The organism is Piscinibacter sp. XHJ-5, from assembly GCF_029855045.1.
In the GTDB taxonomy this organism is placed as follows: domain Bacteria; phylum Pseudomonadota; class Gammaproteobacteria; order Burkholderiales; family Burkholderiaceae_C; genus Albitalea.
The window spans coordinates 6018622-6039559 of the sequence record NZ_CP123228.1 but is presented as its reverse complement, the minus strand read 5'-3'; the positions used below and the strand labels follow the sequence as shown (position 1 = coordinate 6039559).

Genomic DNA, 20938 nt, shown 5'->3' with positions numbered 1-20938 from the left:
CGGCGAGCTCCATGAATCCCACCTCCCGCTACCTGCGTTGCGAAGGGCGCGAGCTGCACTACACCGAGTGGGGCGACGCCAACGAGGAGACCGTGATCGCCTGGCACGGCCTGGCACGCACCTGCCGCGACATGGACGACATCGCCGAGCACCTCGCGCAGCGCTATCGCGTGATCTGCCCCGACACCCTGGGGCGCGGTCTGAGCCAGTGGAGCCCCGATCCGGCGCGTGAGTACTGCCTGGCGTTCTACGTGAAGCTGGCGGTGTCGTTGGTCGACCAGCTCGGGCTCGACCGCTTCCATTGGCTGGGAACGTCGATGGGCGGTGCGATCGGCACGCTGGCCGCGGCCGGCCCGCTGCGCGGTCGCATCCGCCGGCTGGTGCTCAACGACAACGGGCCGCAGCTCGCCGATGCGGCGATCGCGCGCATCCGAAGCTACGCCGGCAACCCGGCGGCGTTCGACACGGTGAGCGAGCTGGAGCAGTACTTCCGCACCATCTACAAGCCTTACGGCTGGCTCAGCGACGCGCAGTGGCGGCGCCTCACCGAAACCTCGACGCGCCGCCTGCCCGACGGCCGCGTGACCCCGCACTACGATCCGGCGATGGTGATGCAGTTCACCCACCACGACGACGACTATCTCCTGTGGGACGCATGGGACAGCCTCGACCTGCCGGTGCTGTGCCTGCGCGGCGAGAGCTCCGACCTCCTGCTCGCCCAAACCGCCGATGGGATGCGCACCCGCGGACCGCGCGCGGTGGTCATCGAGATCCCCGATTGCGGGCATGCACCGGCGTTGAACACGCCGGCGCAGTTCGCGCTGGTGGAGAGGTTCCTGGCGGGGGCGTGACGACGCCGCGAAGCTTGCGGCGAACCTCGCCGCTCAAGCCTCCCGCAAGGCCGGCAACCACCGCGCCAGCTCGCCCCGCAGCGACTCCAGCATGATCGGCTTGCTGAGGAACCCGTCCATGCCGGCCGCGCGTGAGCGCACCGCATCGCTTTCCAGCGCATGCGCCGTCAGCGCGACGATGGGGAAGGGCGGCAGACGGCCATCGTCTTGCATCGCGCGCAGCCGTCGCGCCGTCTCGAAGCCGTCCATGCCAGGCATCTGCAGGTCCATCAGGACCAGCGACGGCGGTTCCTGAGCGCAGGCGGCCAGTGCTTCCTCGCCGCTGGCGACCACCCGCGTCGGCAGCCCGAGCGCGCGCAGGAACTCGTCGCCGATCATCCGGTTGACCTCGTTGTCCTCCACCATCAGCACGGGGGCCTGCGCGTTCGGCGTGTGGGGGGCCGGCTCCGACGGCGCGGCCGGCCTCAGGCGATCGCCGCCGGTGACCAGCTTCAGGTCGCGCGGCGTCAGCGGCAGCAACATCAACGGCATGCCGAGCTCCCTCGCCAGGCGCTCGAAGCGGGTGTTCAGCCAGTCGACGCGTACCAGCAGCACGATGTGCGTGTCGGGCAGCACGCTGCGCAACGTGCGCAGGTCGGCGTCTGCGTCCAGCACGTGCTCGGGCAGCATGGCCAGCGCCGGCTTGCGTTCGGGCGGCAGCAAGCGCGCCTGCGCGATGGCCTCGGGCACGCCGGGAAACAGCAGCGAGGTCCAGCCCTTGCGCTCGAGCCGCTGCTGCATGAGCTCGGCTGCCAGCTCGCGGCGGTACACCAGCCAGGCGTGGCCGCTGGCCGGGTCGGGCAGCGGGTCGGGGTCGTCGGCGCGGCCCAGCGGCAGCGTCACCGTGAAGGTGGCGCCGGCGCCCGGCGTGCTTTGCGCCGCGATGTCGCCGCCCATGGCCTGCGCCAATCCACGCGCGATCGACAGGCCCAGGCCCGTGCCGCCGTGGCGCCGCGTCGCGCTGGTGTCGCCCTGCTCGAAGGCATCGAACAGGCGCGCGAGCTGTCCCGGCGCGATGCCCGGGCCGCTGTCCTCGACGCGCAGGGTCGCGACGCAGCGGTCCGGTCCGGCCGGGACGACCTGCGCACTGAGCTTCACGTGGCCGCGTTCGGTGAACTTGGCGGCGTTGCCGATCAGGTTGGTCAACACCTGGCGCAGGCGCGGCGCGTCACCGCGCACCCACGTGATGTCGCCCAGGTAGTCGTACAGCATCGACAGGCGCTTGGCGCGGACCAGCGGCACGACCGCGCGCATCGCTTCGGCCATCGCATCGGCCAGGTCGAACGGCTCGTCGTTGATCGGCACGCGTTCGGCCTCGATGCGCGAGAAGTCGAGCACGTTGTTGATGACCTGCAGCAGCGCCTGCCCGGACTGCAGCGCCACCTCGAGGTAGCGCCGCTCGGCCGCCGACCGCGTGACCCGCAGGGCGAGCTCCGTGAGGCCGAGGATGCCGTTCAGCGGCGTGCGGATCTCGTGGCTCATGTGCGCGAGGAAACGCGATTTCGCCTCGTTGGCCGCATCGGCCTCGCGCCGTCCCTGCTCGGCCTGCGCCAGCGCCGCCGTGAGGCTGGCGGTGCGCTCGCGCACGAGCTGCTCGAGGTCGTGGCGCTGGCGCTCCAGCTCGAGCAATGCTTCCATCTCGGCGGTGACATCGCTCACCGCGCCGCTGATCAGCTCGGGGCGACCGTCGGCGCCCACCCAGACGCGCCCGCGACCGCGCATCCACAGCCAGCGCTCGTTGCGGTCGAGGATGCGTCCCTCGTAGGCGAAGGTTCCGCAGGTCCGGATGGCCTCCTCGTAGCGGCGCAGGAATTCCTCGCGGTCGTCGGGGTGCAGCCGCGCATTGACCACGTCGCGGTCGTTGGGCAGCTCCTGCTCGGTGAAGCCCAGCAGCGCGCGAAAGCTCGGCGAGTACCAGCTGACATTGGTGCGCAGGTTGCGCTCCCAGTAGCCGTCGCGCGAGGCGATGAGGGCCCGCTCCATGCGGCCGACGCCCGCGGCGTCGGCGTCACGGGCACTGTCGGCATGCGGCGCGCTTCCCGCCTCGCGTTGGCCCCGGTCCATGGCGCGAATCTAGCGCCGCCGCTGCCGATGCGGCAGGCGGGAAATACGCACGCGAAGCGGTGGCGCCGGATCCACGGCGTTCGAGAACAAATGCGCGCCCGCCCCGCTCTTGATGCAGGTCGCCATTCCAAAACACAGGTGGTTACCGATAGGCTCTCGGCACTCTGCGATGCGTGCATGAAGTTCGTTGTGTTGCCGCTTCGGGGGACTGAATGCAGTAGGCAACCAACGAATCAGAAAGGCCTTGTCATGCCGTTCCATCGCCTCCGTTCCTGCCTGGCCGCGCTGGCCGTCATGTGCAGCAGCGCAGCTTTCGCCGCACCGCCCTCCGTGGCCGGCGCCGAGCTGACCGAGCTGCGCACCGCCTTCAACGAAGGCGACCGCATCGGCACGCTGCACGCGGGCGCGGATTGCGCCAGCGCCGCCGATCGCGAGTGGAGTCAGCTCATCCGCCAGCGCATCGAGGCCGAAGTGCCGCAGGTGTTCCGCGAGGAGCTCGCCCGCCTGCAGGCCGCGTCGCCCGGCGGCGCGCAAGCCGCGCCGCTGAAGGTGCAGGCCTTCCTCAACAACATCGAGGTCGACCTGTGCCAGGCCTCCGCGGGTGCCTGGCAAGGCGGCTTTTACGTGCAGCTGGGGTGGCAGATGGTCGCGCCGGACACCGGCAAGGTGGTCTACCAGGCGTCGACCGAAGGCGCGTACTCGCTGGCCGCGCCGCAGCGCATCAGCACCGCGGCCGGGCTGCGCCAGGCCGTCGGCGTCGCGGTGCGCAACCTGATGAGCGACCGGCGCTTCGCCGCGGCGCTGCAGCAGGATTCGCAGCGTCGCTTCGCGCTCGCCGCGCCGATCTGATCCCATGAAGGAGGCCGCACCGGCGAGGGTGCGGCCTGAGGCGGGAATCGCCTACTTGGCGGCGGTGGCCGTGGTCAGTCCGGTGGCGTCGTTGCGGGCGGTCGACGGGGCGCTGGCGTCCCACTGCTTGGCCAGATCGAGCAGCCTCTCGAAGGCGGCGCCTTCGTTGAGCAGCGCGGTCTTGGTCTTGTTGTCGAGCGGCTGCTCGATGCCGAATTCGTCGCGCGGCATCGTGTCGTTGCGCACCGCCTTCATGACGCGCTTGATCTCGGCAGCGGCATGCATCGGCGTCTGCAGCAGCACCAGCTTCTTCATGCCGTCCGGGTTGTTCGGCACGTGGCACTGGAAGCACTGGCCGTCACGCAGTCGCAGCGCGAGGTTCTTGTAGGCCGTGTCGAGCTTGCCGATGTACGGATTGTCGGCGCGCAGCAGCCCGTCGAACACCGTCACCGCCGGCTGGCTCTTGCCGGTTGCATCCGTCCACATCCACTTGCCGTCGAAGGCGGCCTGCTCCACGTGCGTGTTGACCTGCACCGGCGGGGTGGTCCCCCACACGGTGAACTGGGCGACCTTGACCTTGTCGGCCTTGGTGTCCCACCACAGGATGATCTCGTTGGCCTTCTCGTACATCGACCATTTCTCGGCCTCGTGCCAGAACGGATAGGGAAACTGGCCGGGCGAGAGGCGGTTGCGGAAGGCGGTCTGCAGGCGGATCTGGTAGAGGCCTTCGCGCTCCACGTGCACGACGCTGTACTTTCCGTTGAACATGAACAGCGGCACGTACATGCCGGCGAGCACGTCCGGGCCGAATTGCGTCAGCTTGCTTTCCTTCAGCGTGAGCTTGGGGTCCTTCTGACGGCCCCACAGCACGAAGTCGAGCAGGCTGCGCTTCAACTGCGAGTCCATGAACAGTCCCTTGCGGCAGGCGTCGAAGGCGGCCTGGTCGCCGGGATCGGCCGCCGGACACAGCTGCGCCATGTCGGCGGCCAGGGCGGCGGCGACCTTCTCGACGCGCAGTCGCGCGGCATCGTCGCCGGGCGCCGCGGGCGTCGTGGACCAGGCGGGCGCCATGACAGTGGCGCACCAGGCCAGCGTGCTGGCCTGCAAGAGCTTGCTGAGCTTCATGGGGTGGAACTCTCTGATGGTTTGGTTATGTTTTCTGCGACGCCGGTGGTCGGGGCGTTTCACCGGGGCGCAGCTCTCGGGGACACAACACCCGCGGGCTGCCGGCTTGACGGGCCGGACGCCGCGCGGACGGACGGGCTCAACCGATGATGCGGCCGGTGCGGTCGATCGCGACCACGTCGACGAACTTCGAGCCGTGCGGGCTCTGCGGCGAGAACTTCGCGCGGTAGCCGCCGAGGTCGACGTTCAGGTCCGAAAGGGCCTCGCGGAAGCGGGCCCGGCTGATGACGCCGCCCTTTTGCGCGAGCCGGGCCGCTTCGACTGCGACACGGCCGGCGATGTAGCCCTCGAGGCTGGTAAATCCCATGCGCGCGTTCTTGTCGTAGGCGGCCAGGTCTTCCTGGCAGCGCTTGACGACGGTGGCGGCGACGGCGTTGGGCCGCGGCACCACCTGGCTCATGATGATGCTCTGCCCCTTGCCGACCATGTCGTCGATCAGTTCCTGGCCGGCGAAGGACGATGAGAAGTAGAAGCCCGGGTACCTGGCCGCGGCCATCTTCTCGACGATGGCCGAGACGGGACCGGCGTTGGTGGTGAACAGCACGCAGTCCAGGCGTGCGGCAAGCAGCTTCTCGATCTCGGCGTCGAAGGACTTGGTGTTGCGATCGATGGGCACCGACACGGTGAGCTTCAGTCCTACGGCATCGAGCGCAGCCGTCATCGCAGCCTGGTTGGCGGCCGACGTGTCCTTGAGGTACACGTAGCCCACGCGCTGCATGTTGAACTCCTTCACGTACGAGATCATGCGGCGGTACTCGTCCGCATAACCCGATCGCACGTGGTAGGCCATCGTCAGCTTGTCGCTGCGGATGCCCATGTTGCCGCTGGCGGTGCCCAGCATCACGATCTTGGCCTCCTCGACCATCGGCAGCACCGTCTCCGCCGCCGCGCCGCTGGTGAGGCCGACCAGCGCGACCACCCCCTGGTCGATCAGCGTCTTGACGTTGGCCTTGCAGCGGTCCTTGACGCCGCCGTCGTCGAGCGTCACCAGCTCGAAGCGTGGCCCTTTTGCATCGGCCCGCGACGCCGCGGCGAAGGCGGCGGCGATGCCGTCTCGCACGTCCTTGCCGTAGCCGGCCTGGCCGCCCGACAACGAGGCGGACTGACCGAACTTGATCACGGGTTGTTGTGCCAGAACGGCGGGGCTGAGGCCGGCAGCAAACAGCGCCGTGCCTCCGAAGACCACGTCTCTACGATTCACGAACTTCCTCCCGGACAGCGCCCTGGCGGGCGTGCCGAAGTTTCATTCCGGCGTCTTCAGCGATGAGCGACGCCGGCCCCAACGGCCGGGTGCAGTGTCCACCTGCACTCCTGCGCGCGCGGACGATAGCGGGTTTTGGTGAACCGTAACTGACGCTGTTACAACCGTTTTCAATTGCGAACGCGGATGGGCGGCCAGTCTGTCGATAGGCATTCTGGGAAGCTTCGCCCGGCGCATGGCGATGACTTTCCATCGCCATCAGCCGATGGGCGCCGACACCGAGCGACAGCACGCCGCGTGCAGGATTCACGCCCTCCCTAGAATGCTCCGCTTCGCCTTCGAAGCACCATCTCCATGACCTCCGGTCTGATCCGCATTCGCGGAGCCCGCCAGCACAACCTGAAGAACCTCGACCTGGACATCCGCACCGGCGAGATGACGGTGGTGACGGGTCCCAGCGGCTCGGGCAAGTCGAGCCTGGTGTTCGACACGCTCTATGCGGAAGGACAGCGGCGCTACGTCGAGACCTTCAGCGCCTATGCGCGTCAGTTCCTCGACCGCATGGACCGGCCGGCGGTGGACCGCGTCGACGGTGTGCCGCCCGCCATTGCCATCGACCAGACCAATCCGGTGCGCACGTCGCGCTCGACCGTCGGCACGATGACCGAGCTCAACGACCACCTGAAGCTGCTGTATGCCCGCGCCGCCGAGCTGTTCGACCGTCAGACGGCCAGGCGCGTGCGCCACGACTCGCCGGAGACCATCTACGCCGAGCTGCTCGAGCGCACCCGCGAGCACGATCCGCGCCTCGCGGTCACCTTCCCGGTCGAGTTGCCCGCCAGCGTGACGGCCGACGAGGTGGAGCAGTGGCTCGCGGCCAGCGGCTTCACGCGCGTGCAGGCCGAGCGCGAGGTCGCATCGCCGACCGGCCCGCGCAAGATGCTCGACGTGGTCGCCGACCGCTTCCGCCTGCAGAACACCGAGAAGGCGCGCGCCGTCGAGGCGATCGAGGTGGCCCTCAAGCGCGGCAGCGGCCGCGTCAACGTCTACGTGCTGGCCGAGGCCGGCGAGCCCGGACTGTGGCGCTTCTCCACCGGCCTGCACTGCCCCGAGAGCGACATCCGCTACAGCGATCCGCAGCCGGCGCTGTTCTCATTCAACTCCGCGATGGGCGCCTGCGAGACCTGCCGGGGCTTCGGCCGCGTGATCGGCGTCGACTACGGGCTCGTCATTCCCGACCACCGCAAGACGCTGCGCTCGGGCGCGATCAAGCCCATGCAGACGCCGGCCTGGAAGGAGTGCCAGGACGATCTCCTGAAGTACGGCGGCGAGGCCGGCATCCCGCGCGACACGCCGTGGTCGCAGCTCACGCAGGCGCAGCGCGACTGGGTCATCCACGGCTCGCCGCACTGGAACGGCAACTGGAACAAGCAGTGGTACGGCGTCAAGCGCTTCTTCGAGTACCTCGAGTCGAAGGCCTACAAGATGCACATCCGCGTGCTGCTGTCCAAGTACCGCAGCTACACGCCGTGCACGGTGTGCGGCGGCGCCCGGCTGAAGACCGAGGCGCTGCTGTGGCGCCTGGGCTCCCGGGCCGACGCCGACGCGGTGTTGCTGCCGCACGAGCGCTTCCTGCCGGCGGGGGTGGCGTGGACGCGCGGGCAGCTCGAGGCGATGCCCGGCCTGACGGTGCACGACCTGATGCTGATGCCCATCCTGCGCATCCGCCGCTTCTTCGATGCACTGTCGCTGCCCAGCACCATGCTGGACGAGGCGCTGAAGCTGCTGCTCGACGAGATCCGCACGCGGCTGAAGTACCTGTGCGATGTCGGCCTCGGCTACCTCACGCTCGACCGGCAGAGCCGCACGCTGTCCGGCGGCGAGGTGCAGCGCATCAACCTGACCACCGCGCTCGGCACCTCGCTGGTGAACACCATGTTCGTGCTCGACGAACCCAGCATCGGCCTGCATCCGCGCGACATGAACCGCATCGTCGAGGCGATGCACCGCCTGCGCGATGCCGGCAACACGCTGGTCGTCGTCGAGCACGACCCGGCGGTGATGCTGGCCGCCGATCGCCTGATCGACATGGGACCCGGTCCCGGCGAGCGAGGCGGCAACATCGTCTTCGACGGCACGCCGGATGCCATCCGCCACGCCGACACGCTGACCGGTGCCTACCTCGGTGCGCGAAAGCACGTCGGCATGGGCATCAAGCGCATGGTCACGCCGACGACGCCGCGCCTCATCGTGGAAGGCGCGCGCGACCACAACCTGAAGGGCATCACGGTCGAGTTCCCGCTGCAGCACCTGGTCTGCGTGACCGGAGTGTCCGGCTCGGGCAAGAGCACGCTGATGCAGGACGTCGTGTTTCCGGCGCTGGCCCGCCATTTCGGCAAGCCCACCGAAACGCCCGGCGCGCACGACCGCCTGCTGGGCGCCGACTGGCTCACCGACGCGGTCTTCGTCGACCAGTCGCCGATCGGCAAGACGGCGCGCTCCAATCCGGCGAGCTATGTCGGCGCCTTCGACGAGATCCGCCGCCTGTTCGCCGACGCGCCGCTGGCGACGCAGCGCGGCTACGGCGCCGGCATGTTCAGCTTCAACGCTGGCGACGGCCGCTGTCCGACCTGCGGCGGCTCGGGCTTCGAGCACGTCGAGATGCAGTTCCTGTCCGACGTGTACCTGCGCTGCCCCGACTGCGACGGCCGGCGCTACCGGGCCGAGATCCTCGACGTGAAGATCTCGCGCCGCGCGGGCACGGAGATGCGCGACCTGTCGATCGCCGACGTGCTGGAGCTCACCGTCAGCGAGGCCGTGCAGCTGTTCGCCGGCGACCGCGACGTGGTGCGCACGCTGCAGCCCATCGTCGACGTCGGGCTCGAGTACGTGAAGCTCGGCCAGCCGGTGCCCACGCTGTCGGGCGGCGAAGCGCAGCGCCTGAAGCTGGCAGGCTTCCTCGCCGAAGCGGCCAGGAACGGCAGCACGAGCCGCCAGCCGCTGGCGCGCAAGGGCACGCTGTTCATGTTCGACGAGCCGACCACCGGCCTGCACTTCGACGACATCGCCAAGCTGATGCGCGCCTTCCGCAAGCTGCTCGACGCGGGCCACTCGCTGATCGTCATCGAGCACAACCTCGACGTCATCCGGGCCTGCGACTGGCTCGTCGACCTCGGCCCCGAAGGTGGCGAAGGCGGCGGCGAGATCGTCTGCAGCGGCACGCCGGAGGAAGTGAAGCGCCACCCGAGTTCGCACACCGGCAAGGCGCTCGCCGAATACGACCTGGCGCTCGGCATCGACGGCGTCCCCGCGGAAGAGGGGCGCCCGCTGCAGAGCCTGGTCAAGCAGGCGCGCGACGAGCGGCGGGTGAGCGAGCAGGTGATCCGCATCGTCAATGCGCGCGAGCACAACCTGCGCTCGCTCGACGTGAGCATCCCGCGCGGGCAGTTCAGCGTGATCACCGGCGTGTCGGGCTCGGGCAAGAGCACGCTGGCCTTCGACATCCTGTTCAACGAGGGACAGCGGCGCTACCTCGAGTCGCTGAACGCCTACGCGCGCAGCATCGTCCAGCCGGCGGGGCGGCCCGAGGTGGACGCGGTGTACGGCATTCCGCCGACGGTGGCGATCGAGCAGCGGCTGTCGCGCGGCGGCCGCAAGAGCACGGTGGCCACCACCACCGAGGTGTGGCACTTCCTGCGCCTGCTGTACGTCAAGCTCGGCCTGCAGCACTGCGTGAAGGACGGCTCGCCGGTCAAGCCGCAGAGCGCCGAGAGCATCGCCGCGCAACTGATCCGCGACCACAAGGGCGAGCACGTCGGGCTGCTGGCGCCGCTGGTCGTCAACCGCAAGGGCGTGTACACCGACCTTGCCAGATGGGCCAAGGCACGCGGCCACAGCCACCTGCGCGTCGACGGGGAGTTCACCAGCGTCGATCCGTGGCCGCGGCTCGACCGCTTCAAGGAGCACACGCTGGAGCTGCCGGTCGGCGACCTGGTCGTGAGTCCCGACACCGAGGCGGAGCTGCGCGCGATGCTGGCCAAGACCCTGGAGCTCGGCAAGGGCGTGATGCACCTCCTGGCGCCGCTCGACGGGCTGCACGGCGCCATGCTGGGCGACGGGCCCACGGCGCACATCGGCACGGTGAAGGTGTTCTCGACCAAGCGCGCCTGCCCGGCCTGCGGCACCAGCTACCCGGAGCTGGACCCGCGCATGTTCAGCTACAACAGCAAGCACGGCTGGTGCACCACCTGCGTCGGCACCGGCCTCGCGCTGACGCGCGAGCAGCGCAAGGCGTACGACGATTCCCAGCGCGACAGCGACGACAAGGGCCGCGAGCAGAGCTTCCCGTCGGAGGAGACCGAGGTCGAGGGCGTGGTCGACGAGCCGTGTCCCGACTGCGGCGGCACGCGGCTCAACCCGGTGTCGCGCGGCGTCACCTTCGACGGTCATTCCATCGCGTGGATCGCGCAATGGTCGGTGTCCGATGCGCGCAAGTGGATCGAGTCGCTGCAGCTCATCGGCCGCGATGCCGACATCGCGCGCGACGTGATCACCGAGATCCACAGCCGGCTCGAGTTCCTCGAGGAAGTGGGGCTGGGCTATCTCACGCTCGACCGCGCCGCGCCCACGCTCAGCGGCGGCGAGGCACAGCGCATCCGTCTCGCCGCGCAGCTCGGCAGCAACCTGCAGGGCGTGTGCTACGTGCTCGACGAACCGACCATCGGTCTGCATCCGCGCGACAACCAGATCCTGCTCGATGCGCTGCACAAGCTCGGCGAGAAGGGCAACACGCTGGTCGTCGTGGAGCACGACGAGGACACCATCCGGCGCGCCGACCACATCATCGACATCGGTCCGGGCGCGGGCAAGCGCGGCGGCACGCTGGTCGCGCAGGGCACGGCCTCGGAGCTGGCTTCGCATGCGGCCTCGGTGACCGGCCGCTTCCTCGCTTCGCCGCTGGTGCACCCGTTGCAGAAGCGCCGGGCGGTCGAGCCGGACACGCCACGGTTGTCGCTGGTGGCCGCTTCGCTGCACAACCTGCAGCAGGTGCAGGTCGACGTGCCCCTGAAGCGGCTGGTCGCGGTCACCGGCGTCAGCGGCTCGGGGAAGTCCACGCTTGCGCGCGACGTGCTGCTCTCCAACCTGCAGTTCATCAATACCCGCGGCGCCAAGCCGAGCTGGCAGGGCTGCGACGCGATCACCGGGTGGCAGCAGATCGATCGCGTGCTCGAGGTCGACCAGACGCCGATCGGCAAGACGCCGCGCTCGTGTCCGGCCACCTACATAGGCTTCTGGGACATGATCCGCCGGCTCTTCTCCGACACGCTGGAAGCAAAGGCACGCGGCTACGCGCCGGCGCGCTTCTCGTTCAACACCGGCGAGGGCCGCTGCCCGGCCTGCGAAGGGCAGGGCGTGCGCACCATCGAGATGAGCTTCCTGCCCGACGTCAAGGTGCCATGCGACGTGTGCCACGGCCAGCGCTTCAATGCCGAGACGCTGGCGGTGAGCTGGCGCGGCAAGAGCATCGGCGATGTGCTGCGCATGGAGGTCGATGAAGCGGTGGAGTTCTTCGCCTCCATGCCCTCCATCTCGCACCCGCTGCAGCTGCTGAAGGACGTCGGCCTCGGCTACCTGACGCTCGGCCAGCCGTCGCCGACGCTGTCGGGCGGCGAGGCGCAGCGCATCAAGCTGGTCACCGAGCTGACGAAGGTGCGCGACGACGTCACGCGGCGCGGCAACAAGGCGCCCCACACGCTGTATGTGCTCGACGAGCCGACGGTGGGCCTGCACATGGCCGATGTCGAGAAGCTGATCCGCGTGCTGCATCGCCTGGTCGACGGCGGTCACAGCGTGGTTGTCATCGAGCACGACCTGGACGTCGTCGCCGAGGCCGACTGGATCATCGATCTCGGCCCCGAAGGCGGCGTTCGCGGCGGCAGCGTCGTCGCCGAGACGACCCCGGAAGGCTTGGTCAATTGCGCCGCCAGCCACACCGGTGCCGCACTGCGGCCGGTGCTGGCGCGCGCGGGCGGCGGCGGGCCGGCCCCGCGCACCTTGCCGGCCCATGCGCTGGCGAACGGACCCTCATCCGGGAGCGAGCGATGACGCCGATCGCCGAGTACCAGGGCGTGGACGAGGCCCGCTTCCGCTCGGAGATCGAGCCGCTGGCCCGGCCCGCCGTGCTGCGCGGCCTGGTGCGGCACTGGCCCGCGGTGGCGCAGGCGTGCCAGTCGCCGGCGGCGTTCTGCCGCTATCTGGGCACTTTCGACAACGGCCAGCCGGTCGACGCCATCCTGCTGCCGCCGCGGGAGAAGGGGCGCATCTTCTACAACGAGGCGATGGACGGCTTCAACTTCGCACGCAACCGCGTGCCGCTGTCGGCCATCGTCGATCAGCTCTCTCGCTACGCGCACTTCGACGAGCCGCCCTCCGTCGCGGTGCAGAGCACGCCGATTCCCGACTGCCTGCCCGGCTTCGTTGCGCAGAACCCGCTGCCGCTGCTCGATCCTTCCGTCGTGCCGCGGCTGTGGATGGGCAACCGCGTCATCGTGCCCGCGCATTTCGACGAGTCGCAGAACGTCGCCTGCGTCGTCGCCGGACGGCGGCGCTTCACGCTGTTCCCGCCAGAGCAGATCGGCAACCTGTACATCGGTCCGCTCGATCACGCGCCGACCGGCACGCCGATCAGCATGGTCGACCTGGCCGCACCCGACCTCGAGCGCCATCCGCGCTTTGCCCAGGCATTGGCCGCGGCTCAGGTGGCCGAGCTCGAGCCCGGCGATGCGCTGTTCATTCCGACGCTGTGGTGGCATCACGTGGCCTCGCTCGACAGGAGGCTCAACGTGCTCGTCAACTACTGGTGGAAGGGCTCGCTCGGCGCCGTGGATTCGACCGCGTCGGTGTTCGGCTCTCTGCTGCACGCCATGCTGCACGTCCGTTCGCTGCCGCCCGAGCTGCGCCGCGCCTGGCAGGCCGTCTTCGTCCACTATGTCTTCGATGCCGATCCGGCGGAGCACATCCCGGCGCCGCATCGCGGGCTGCTGGGTCCCCTCACGCCCGAGCGGGCCGAGCAGCTGCGCCAGCGGCTGATCGCCACGCTGCAGCGTTGAATCAGGGCTTGCGAGGGGCCACAAGCGGCGAGTGGCGGCGGATGATCGACGGCGCCCGCCGCTGTGTGCGGGCGCGGAAGGCTCGGTCATGCAGCTCGACACGTCTCATCCGGCGACCGCCAGCCCGGCGCGTCCCGACAAGATCGTCAGTGCCGCCGAAGCGGTGCGGCTGATCCACGACGGCGACACCGTCGCCACGGGCGGCTTCGTCGGCATCGGCTTTCCCGAAGGCGTGGCGGTCGCGCTGGAAGAGCGCTTCCTTGCCGCGCAGGCTGACGCTGGCCTCGGCTCACCGCGCAACCTGACGCTGGTCTACGCCGCCGGTCAAGGCGACGGCAAGGAACGCGGCCTGAACCACTTCGGCCACGCCGGCCTGGTCAAGCGCGTGGTCGGCGGCCACTGGGGGCTGGTGCCCAAGCTTCAGGCGCTGGCCGTTGGCAACGAGATCGAGGCCTACAACCTCCCGCAGGGCGTCATCGCGCATCTGTTCCGCGACATCGCCGCCGGCAAGCCCGGCACGTTGAGCCGCGTGGGCCTGGGCACCTTCGTGGACCCACGACACGGCGGCGGCAAGGTCAACGGGCGCACCGAGGAAAACCTGGTGCGGCTGATGGAGATCGACGGCGAGGAGGTGCTGTTCTACAAGGCGTTTCCCATCCAGGTGGGAATCGTCCGAGCGACCACGGCAGACCCCGATGGCAACCTGACGATGGAGCGCGAGGCGCTGACGCTGGAAGCGCTCGCCATCGCGATGGCGGCGCACAACAGCGGGGGCATCGTCATCGCGCAGGTGGAGCGCATCGCCGAGCGCGGCTCGCTGAATCCGCGCCAGGTCAAGATTCCCGGCGTGCTGGTCGACTGCGTGGTGCTGGCGGAAAAGCCCGAGCACCACATGCAGACCTTTGCCACGCCGTACAGCGCGGCCTTCGCCGGCGAGATCCGCGTGCCGATGAACACGCTGCCGGCGCTGCCGCTCACCGAACGCAAGGTCATCGCTCGCCGCGCTGCGCTGCAGCTCACGCGCAACGCCGTCGTCAATCTCGGCATCGGCATGCCCGAAGGCGTGGCTGACGTGGCGGCCGAGGAGCGAATCATCGACCTGCTGACGCTGACCGCCGAGCCCGGGGTGATCGGCGGCATCCCGGCCAGCGGGCTCAACTTCGGCGCAGCGGTCAACACGCAGGCCATCATCGACCAGCCCAGCCAGTTCGACTTCTACGACGGCGGCGGCCTCGACCTCGCGGTGCTGGGGCTGGCGCAGGTCGACCAGCACGGCAACCTCAACGTGAGCAAGTTCGGCCCTCGGCTCGCCGGCGCCGGCGGCTTCATCAACATCAGCCAGAACGCCAAGGCCGTGGTGTTCGTGGGCACCTTCAACGCCTGCGGGCTGAGCACCCGCATTGAAAACGGCCGGCTGGTCATCACGAGCGAGGGCACGAACACCAAGTTCGTCCGCGAAGTCGAGCACCGCACCTTCAGCGGCGACCTGGCCCGGCAACGCGGCCAGCCGGTGCTGTACGTCACCGAGCGCTGTGTATTCCGCCTGGCCGATGCCGGCCTCGAGCTGATCGAGATCGCGCCGGGCATCGACCTGGAGCGCCACATCCTGCAGCAGATGGAATTCACGCCCGCGATCAGCGCGCAGCTGCGGCTGATGGAGACCGCGCTGTTCCGCGAAGCGACGCTGGACCTGCGCGAGCGCATGCTCGCGCTGCCGCTGTCCAGTCGCATCGAGCTGGATCCGCGCAGCGGCCTGTTGTTCATCAACTTCGAGGGCCTGGCGGTCAACAGCGAGCAGGACGTCGCCGACATCGAAGCCGAGGTGGAGCGGCGGGTGAAGCCGCTGGGCCACCGCGTGCAGGTGGTCGTCAACTACGACCACTTCAGCATCCTGCCGGACCTGATGGACGCGTATGCCGCCATGGTGCAGCGGCTGACGCGGCGGTACTACGACAAGGTGACGCGGTATGCGGCCAGCGGGTTTGTGAAGGCGCGGCTGGCGGGAGGATGAACGGGGATCACCGAAGGCGCTGCCGGACCCGCCACCCCAGCAGCAGCGCGATCACGACCGCGTACACGGCGACCTCGGCGAAGTTGTTCTTCGCCGCGCGCATCCAGAAGAAGTGCAGCAGACCCAGCAGCGCGATGGCGTACACGGTCTTGTGCAGCAGCTGCCAGCGCCTGGCGCCCAGCGCCTTCACCGCGCGGTTGAACGACGTGGCGGCCAGCGGCAGCATCAGCAGGAAGGCCGCGAAGCCCACCAGCGCGAAGGGCCGCTTCGGGATGTCCTTGACGATCGCCTGCAGCTCGAAGCCCATGTCGAGCCATGCGTACGCAAGGAAGTGCAGCACGACGTAGAAGAACGCGAACAGGCCCAGCATGCGGCGAAAGCGCGCCAGCGCCGCCTGCCCGGTCCACTGGCGCAGCGGCGTGACCGCCAGCGTGATGCACAGGAAGCGCAGCGTCCAGTCGCCGGTGGCGCGGATCAGCGTCTCGGCCGGATTGGCGCCCAGCGAATCGGTCCAGGCGCCGTGGAAGAGCGAGGCGAACGGCAACAGGCACAGCAGGAACACCATCGGCTTGGCCGACGGGTGCAGCAGCAGCGTTTTGGCGCGCGCGGGAGCGGCGGGTTTCAGCACGGCGGACACGGCCACTCCGTCAGAAGTGCTTCGCCAGGTCCATGCCGGCGTACAGCTGGCCGACCTGGGACTCGTAGCCGTTGAACATCAGCGTCGCACGCTTCTTCTGGAACAGGCCGTCCTCGCCGATGCGGCGCTCGGTGGCCTGGCTCCAGCGCGGATGGTCGACGGTGGGATTCACGTTGGAATAGAAGCCGTATTCCTGCGGGCCGGCGACGACCCAGCTGGTGCGGGGCTCCTTTTCGACGAAGCGGATCTTCACGATCGACTTGCCGCTCTTGAAGCCGTACTTCCACGGCACCACCACGCGCACCGGTGCGCCGTTCTGGTTGGGCAGCACTTCGCCGTACAGGCCGAAGCCCAGCAGCGTGAGCGGGTGCATCGCCTCGTCGAGGCGCAAGCCCTCGACGTAAGGCCAGTCGAGCACCCGTGAGCCGACATACGGCATGGTCTTCGGATCGGCCAGCGTGACGAACTGGACGAACCGGGCGTTCCCGGTGGGCTCGACCCGCTTGATCAGCTCGGCCAGCGAATAGCCGATCCAGGGGACCACCATCGACCAGCCCTCGACACAACGCAGCCGGTAGATGCGCTCTTCCTGCGGCGCGAGCTTGAGCAGCTCGTCGATGTCGTACACCTTGGGCTTCTTGATCTCGCCTTCGACGGACACGGTCCACGGGCGGGTCTTCAGCGTGTGGGCGTTGCGCGCCGGGTCGGACTTGTCGGTGCCGAATTCGTAGAAGTTGTTGTAGCCGGTCACGTCCTTGTACGGCGTGGGCTTTTCCATCGTCAGCGCGCCCGCAACGGCGGTGCGCACGCCGGGCAGAGCGGCCAGCTTGCCGGGGCGGGCGGCCTGCGCGAAGGCGTCGCGCGACGCCCAGGGCGCCAGCGAGCCGGCGGCCAGCAGGGCCAGCAGGCGGCGGCGGTCCTCGTAGACCTCGCGTGGCGTGATCTCGGCCGAGGCAAGGCAATAGGCGCGGTCTTTGTGAAAGTGCATGGCGGGGGTCCGGAAGGGGCGCCAAGCTCAGTCGGTGCGCCCGCGCCGATCTTACGGACCAGGGCTTGCCCCTACACGACGTCGCCGAAGTCGGTCGGCTCGAACAGCCTCAGCGAGCTCTTGGACACCCGCTCGCGGAAGCTCTTGCGCGCGAACAGCTTGGCTTGCGCCTCGCCGGGCAGGTCGGTGATGTTGATGATGTTCTTGACGATCAGCGTGTCGATGACGTCCTCGATGACGCGCACGAAGTCGGCATCGAGGCGGCTGAAGTCCTGGGGATTCTGCGGCGCCCGGCCGCCGAGGAAGGCCAGCACTTCGGGATGCCGCTCGTCGACGAATTCGGGCGCTTGCGGGCTGCGTTCGCGATGCAGGCTTTCGATGCGGCCTTCGGCGTTGCGCGCTACGTACGGCATGTCGGAACGTCGGAGTCGAGTTGGCGGTCACTATACGCCGCAACCCACGCCGGATCAGAGCTCGCCGTACGAATGCAGCCCGGACAGGAACATGTTCACGCCCAGGAAGGCAAAGGTCGTGACCGCCAGGCCCGTCAGCGCCCACCAGGCGGCCACCGGTCCGCGCAGGCCCTTCATCAGGCGCATGTGCAGCCAGGCCGCGTAGTTCAGCCACACGATCAGCGCCCAGGTCTCCTTGGGGTCCCAACTCCAGTAGCCGCCCCAGGCCTCCGCGGCCCAGAACGCACCGAGGATGGTCGCGATCGTGAAGAAGGCGAAGCCGACGGCGATCGACTTGTACATCACGTCGTCGAGCACCTCGAACGCCGGCAGCCGCTCGGCGATCCGCCGGCGCGCCAGCAGGATGCCGCCGACGATCAGCGCCGCGCTGCCGAAATACACCGCCCAGTAGCTGCTGATCGCCTCGATCGGGTTCTTGCGGAAGACCACCGGCTCCAGGCACAGCACCATGCCCAGCACGAACAGCGGCGCGAGCTTCAGCCAGTGGCCTTCGGCCGCATGCCGCTTCACCAGGTACGAGAACGCCACCATGGCCGACAGGGCGAACGAGCCGTAGCCGATGAAATTGGCGGGCACGTGCAGCTTCATCCACCAGCTCTGCAGCGCCGGCACCAGCGGCTGGATCTCGTGCGCCTCACGCTCCACCGTGTACCAGAGCAGGAAGCCGACGGCGGCGCTGACCACCAGCATCACGAAGGCGCCCAGCGAGCGCGTGGCGTAGTGCTGCTCGTAGTAGAGATAGAACAGGGTCGTCAGCCAGCAGAACAGCACGAACACCTCGTACAGGTTGCTGACAGGGATGTGGCCGACATCGGGCGCGATCTGGTGGCTTTCGAACCAGCGCACCAGCGTCCCGGTGAGTGCCATGAACACCGCGACCCAGGCGATGCGCGAGCCCAGGCGCACGGCGGCGTTGTCCTCGACCTTCGCGAGGAAGCCGATCCAGTAGAAGGCAGTGCTCATGAAGAACAGCACGCTCATCCAGAGGATGGCGCTCTGGCTCGACAGGAAGTATTTCAGCAGGAAGACGTTGTCGGCCTGCGCGAGGTCGGCGCCGAAGGCATCCACGCTGCGGCTGTAGAGCGCGATGGCCAGCAGCGAGGCGGCGCCCACGGCGATCATCAGCAGGCGCAGCCTGCCCCAGAACCAGCCCAGCGCCACGACGACAGGAATCGTTCCGACCAGGATGGCTTGCTCGTAGCCGTCCATCGCGGCCTGGTAGCGGCGAAAGGCGTAAGCGCCGCCGGTGATGACCAGCGCGGCGAACAGCCAGTCGAAGACGGTGCGGCCGGAGAACCAGCCGGGACGGCCGAGGGCGAGGGTGGTGGTGTTCATGAAGCCTCCGACGGGCCGCGTTCACGGTGGGAGATGTCCAGACGCACGGCGGGGTGGGCGGGCTGGCCGAGGATGGCCTGCTTGAGCCATTCGAATTCCGCGTCGGCGTCCATCGTGCGGCGCGTGGACGACAACGCGGTGGTGATGTGCGCGGCACCGTCGGCTTCGGGTGAGATCCACACCCACAGGCGGCGCTCGCGGATGTAGAGCATCGCGAACACACCGACGATCAGCAGTACCGCGCCGAGATAGACCAGTGTCTTGCCGGGTGCGCGCGCCACCTGGAACACGCTGGCCTGCTTCTGCGTGAAGTCGGTCAGCTCCAGCAGCACCGGCGCTGGATAGAAGTAGCTCTCCGACAGCGCCAGCACGGCCTGGGTCATGAAGGCCTGCGTGGTCTCGCTGGGCTCCAGCGGGGACTGGGCGGCGCTTTCGCGCGCGAGGTTCATCAGCTCGAACAGGCTGCCGTTGAGGATGCGCAGCAGCACGTCGGAGATGCGGGCGCGCTCGCCTTCGGGCACGCTGGCTTCGAGAAAGTCGGAGATCGCCTGCAATCCGCCGGGGGGCTTCTGGCCCGGCTTGACCGACTCGGCGGCGGCGAACAGGGCGAGCACGCGAGACGCCGTGGCCTTGAGTTGTGGCGCCATCTGCGGCTTGTCGGCGGGCGTGGCAGCGCGCACGTAGCGCTCGGCGGCCTTGTCGCGCAGCGCAGGATTGCCCAGCGCCTCGCGCAGCCGTGACCAGCCGGCCAGGCTGCCCTGTTCGTCGGCCGGGATGCGCAGGTAGCGGAAGTTCTCGGCCGGCGTGTCGCGCACGCCGGCGAGGAAGACCTTCTGTCCGTCGATCTCCACCGGCAGCATGTAGTTGTTGAACTCACGCGCCTGGCCTGCCGCGTCGCGCAGCTTGTAGCTCACCGAGGGTCCGACGTTGCGCAGCTCCTTCTTGGTGCGCACCTTCGCGCCGGAGCCCAGGTGCTGCTGCAGCGAGCCGACCAGGTCGACCTTGCGCACGTCGGTGGAGGCGCCGCCGCCCGGCGCGCTGAAATTCTCCACATTGATGACGCGCAGGTTGGTGAACTCCAGCGTCAGCGTGTCGCGGCCGCCGGTGGATGCGTTGGTCAGCGTGGTGCTCGTGCCGACCACACCCTGCAGGTCGAAGGGCTCGCCGCCGGCACCCATCGGGATGGCGCGCAGCTTCAGCGCCGAGCCGCCATCCTCGAAGCCGCTCTGGTAGATCGCCACGCCGCGGTGGAAGGCCGGCTCGTTGACCTTCACGGTGGCCGTGATGGTCTGGCCGGTCTCCCGATCGTGGATGAGGATCTCGCTGGCGAACAGCTTGGGCATGCCGGTCGCGTAGTAGTCGACGATGAACTTCTTGAGCTCGACGTCGAATGGCAGCTCCTGCAGAACGAAGCCGTCCTGCATCCCGATCACCGCGACGCCCGAGCGGCCCTGCTCGGGCACCCGCAGGTTGGCGCGGAAGGTGGGTGTTGCCGGGCCGAGGCGGTGCGCCGCGGGAATGTCGCGAATGAAGCCGTCGCCGCTGAAGGCGGTCTTGCCCTGCAGCGCCATCTGTGCCCGCACGATCAGGTCGCCGTCGAGCAGGCCGCCGACGCAGACGAGCACGATGGCCGAATGCGCGGCGATGTAGCCCAGCTTGTTGGCCGCGCCGCGACGCGCGGCGATCATCGTGCCGTGCTCGCGCACCTGGACCTTGGCTTTCCAGCCGGCGCGCACCAGCAGACTGGACACCCGCTCGAACGCCGCCTCGCGGCTTTCGGCCGTCGTGCCCTGCCCCTTCAGGTGGAAGGCCTGCAGGCCCTGCTCGCGCAAGTGCTCCTTGTAGTGACGCAAGTCGTGCAGGATCTTCGGCGTGTTGCGGGCGATGCACAGGCTCGTCGACACGACCAGGAAGGTGAGGATGAGCAGGAACCACCAGGCGCTGTAGACGCCGGTGAGGCCGAGCGCGCGGTACACATCGGCCCAGAAGGGACCGAACTGGTTCACGTAGTTGCCGGCCGGCTCGTTCTGCTTGACGACGGTGCCGATGGTCGCGGCAATGCAGATCACCGTCAGCAGCGAGATCGCGAAGCGCATCGACGAGACCAGCTCGACGGTGTCGCGCAGCCAGCGCGATCGGGCGTGGACTTCGATGCCGGTCGTCGCAAGGCTCATGCTGGAAGTATCCGAGGGGCGG

Annotated in this window: 13 protein-coding genes; 5 read left to right on the top strand and 8 right to left on the bottom strand. The window is 68.8% G+C overall.

The genetic code is table 11. The features are described 5' to 3' along the window. Positions 1 to 11: 11 nt before the first annotated feature. Positions 12 to 851, top strand: a complete 840-nt coding sequence (locus tag P7V53_RS28590; protein ID WP_280152876.1) for an alpha/beta hydrolase — start codon at positions 12 to 14, stop codon at positions 849 to 851. Between the two features lie 33 nt (positions 852 to 884). Here the strand turns inward: P7V53_RS28590 and P7V53_RS28585 are convergent, their stop codons facing one another. Further along, entirely contained in the window at positions 885 to 2954 is a 2070-nt protein-coding gene (locus P7V53_RS28585; RefSeq protein ID WP_280152875.1) for a PAS domain-containing hybrid sensor histidine kinase/response regulator, read from the bottom strand. Positions 2955 to 3203: 249 nt separating this feature from the next. On the opposite strand from P7V53_RS28585, the gene P7V53_RS28580 reads away from it, so the two are divergent. After that, positions 3204 to 3803, top strand: a complete 600-nt coding sequence (locus P7V53_RS28580; RefSeq protein ID WP_280152874.1) for a hypothetical protein — start codon at positions 3204 to 3206, stop codon at positions 3801 to 3803. Between the two features lie 51 nt (positions 3804 to 3854). Here the strand turns inward: P7V53_RS28580 and P7V53_RS28575 are convergent, their stop codons facing one another. Both P7V53_RS28575 and P7V53_RS28570 read right to left on the bottom strand, forming a co-directional pair. Continuing rightward, a complete protein-coding gene (locus P7V53_RS28575) occupies positions 3855 to 4928 on the bottom strand; it encodes a hypothetical protein (RefSeq protein WP_280152873.1) in 1074 nt (357 codons plus the stop codon). Between the two features lie 139 nt (positions 4929 to 5067). After that, positions 5068 to 6189, bottom strand: a complete 1122-nt coding sequence (locus P7V53_RS28570; protein WP_280152872.1) for an ABC transporter substrate-binding protein — start codon at positions 6187 to 6189, stop codon at positions 5068 to 5070. 354 nt (positions 6190 to 6543) lie between these two features. Here P7V53_RS28570 and uvrA point away from each other — a divergent pair, with 354 nt between their 5' ends. The 3 genes from uvrA (at position 6544) to P7V53_RS28555 (ending at position 15309) form a co-directional block, all read left to right on the top strand. Then, complete coding sequence (uvrA, locus tag P7V53_RS28565) at positions 6544 to 12294, top strand: excinuclease ABC subunit UvrA (RefSeq protein WP_280152871.1); 5751 nt, start codon at positions 6544 to 6546, stop codon at positions 12292 to 12294. Continuing rightward, positions 12291 to 13298 (top strand): cupin-like domain-containing protein, encoded by a 1008-nt coding sequence (locus tag P7V53_RS28560; protein ID WP_280152870.1) that lies wholly within the window; start codon positions 12291 to 12293, stop codon positions 13296 to 13298. The genes uvrA and P7V53_RS28560 overlap by 4 nt, the downstream gene beginning before the upstream one ends. A gap of 88 nt (positions 13299 to 13386) precedes the next feature. Next, complete coding sequence (locus tag P7V53_RS28555; protein WP_280152869.1) at positions 13387 to 15309, top strand: acyl CoA:acetate/3-ketoacid CoA transferase; 1923 nt, start codon at positions 13387 to 13389, stop codon at positions 15307 to 15309. Between the two features lie 7 nt (positions 15310 to 15316). Here the strand turns inward: P7V53_RS28555 and P7V53_RS28550 are convergent, their stop codons facing one another. The 5 genes from P7V53_RS28550 to P7V53_RS28530 all read right to left on the bottom strand — a co-directional run bounded on the left by P7V53_RS28550 (position 15317) and on the right by P7V53_RS28530 (position 20916). Next, positions 15317 to 15874: a protein-methionine-sulfoxide reductase heme-binding subunit MsrQ gene (locus P7V53_RS28550; RefSeq protein ID WP_280156639.1), complete on the bottom strand. Its 558-nt coding sequence runs from the start codon at positions 15872 to 15874 to the stop codon at positions 15317 to 15319. An 82-nt stretch (positions 15875 to 15956) separates the two neighbouring features. After that, positions 15957 to 16934, bottom strand: coding sequence for a protein-methionine-sulfoxide reductase catalytic subunit MsrP (gene msrP, locus P7V53_RS28545; RefSeq protein ID WP_280152868.1), 978 nt, complete (start codon positions 16932 to 16934; stop codon positions 15957 to 15959). Positions 16935 to 17005: 71 nt separating this feature from the next. Then, positions 17006 to 17347 carry a hypothetical protein gene (locus P7V53_RS28540; protein ID WP_280152867.1) on the bottom strand — a complete coding sequence of 114 codons (342 nt, stop codon included), beginning with the start codon at positions 17345 to 17347 and terminating at the stop codon, positions 17006 to 17008. Between the two features lie 54 nt (positions 17348 to 17401). Then, the gene (gene ccsB, locus P7V53_RS28535) at positions 17402 to 18742 is read right to left on the bottom strand and encodes a c-type cytochrome biogenesis protein CcsB (protein ID WP_280152866.1); all 1341 of its coding nucleotides are present in this window, start codon (positions 18740 to 18742) and stop codon (positions 17402 to 17404) included. After that, positions 18739 to 20916 carry a cytochrome c biogenesis protein ResB gene (locus P7V53_RS28530; protein WP_280152865.1) on the bottom strand — a complete coding sequence of 726 codons (2178 nt, stop codon included), beginning with the start codon at positions 20914 to 20916 and terminating at the stop codon, positions 18739 to 18741. The genes ccsB and P7V53_RS28530 overlap by 4 nt, the downstream gene beginning before the upstream one ends. Positions 20917 to 20938 lie beyond the last annotated feature (22 nt).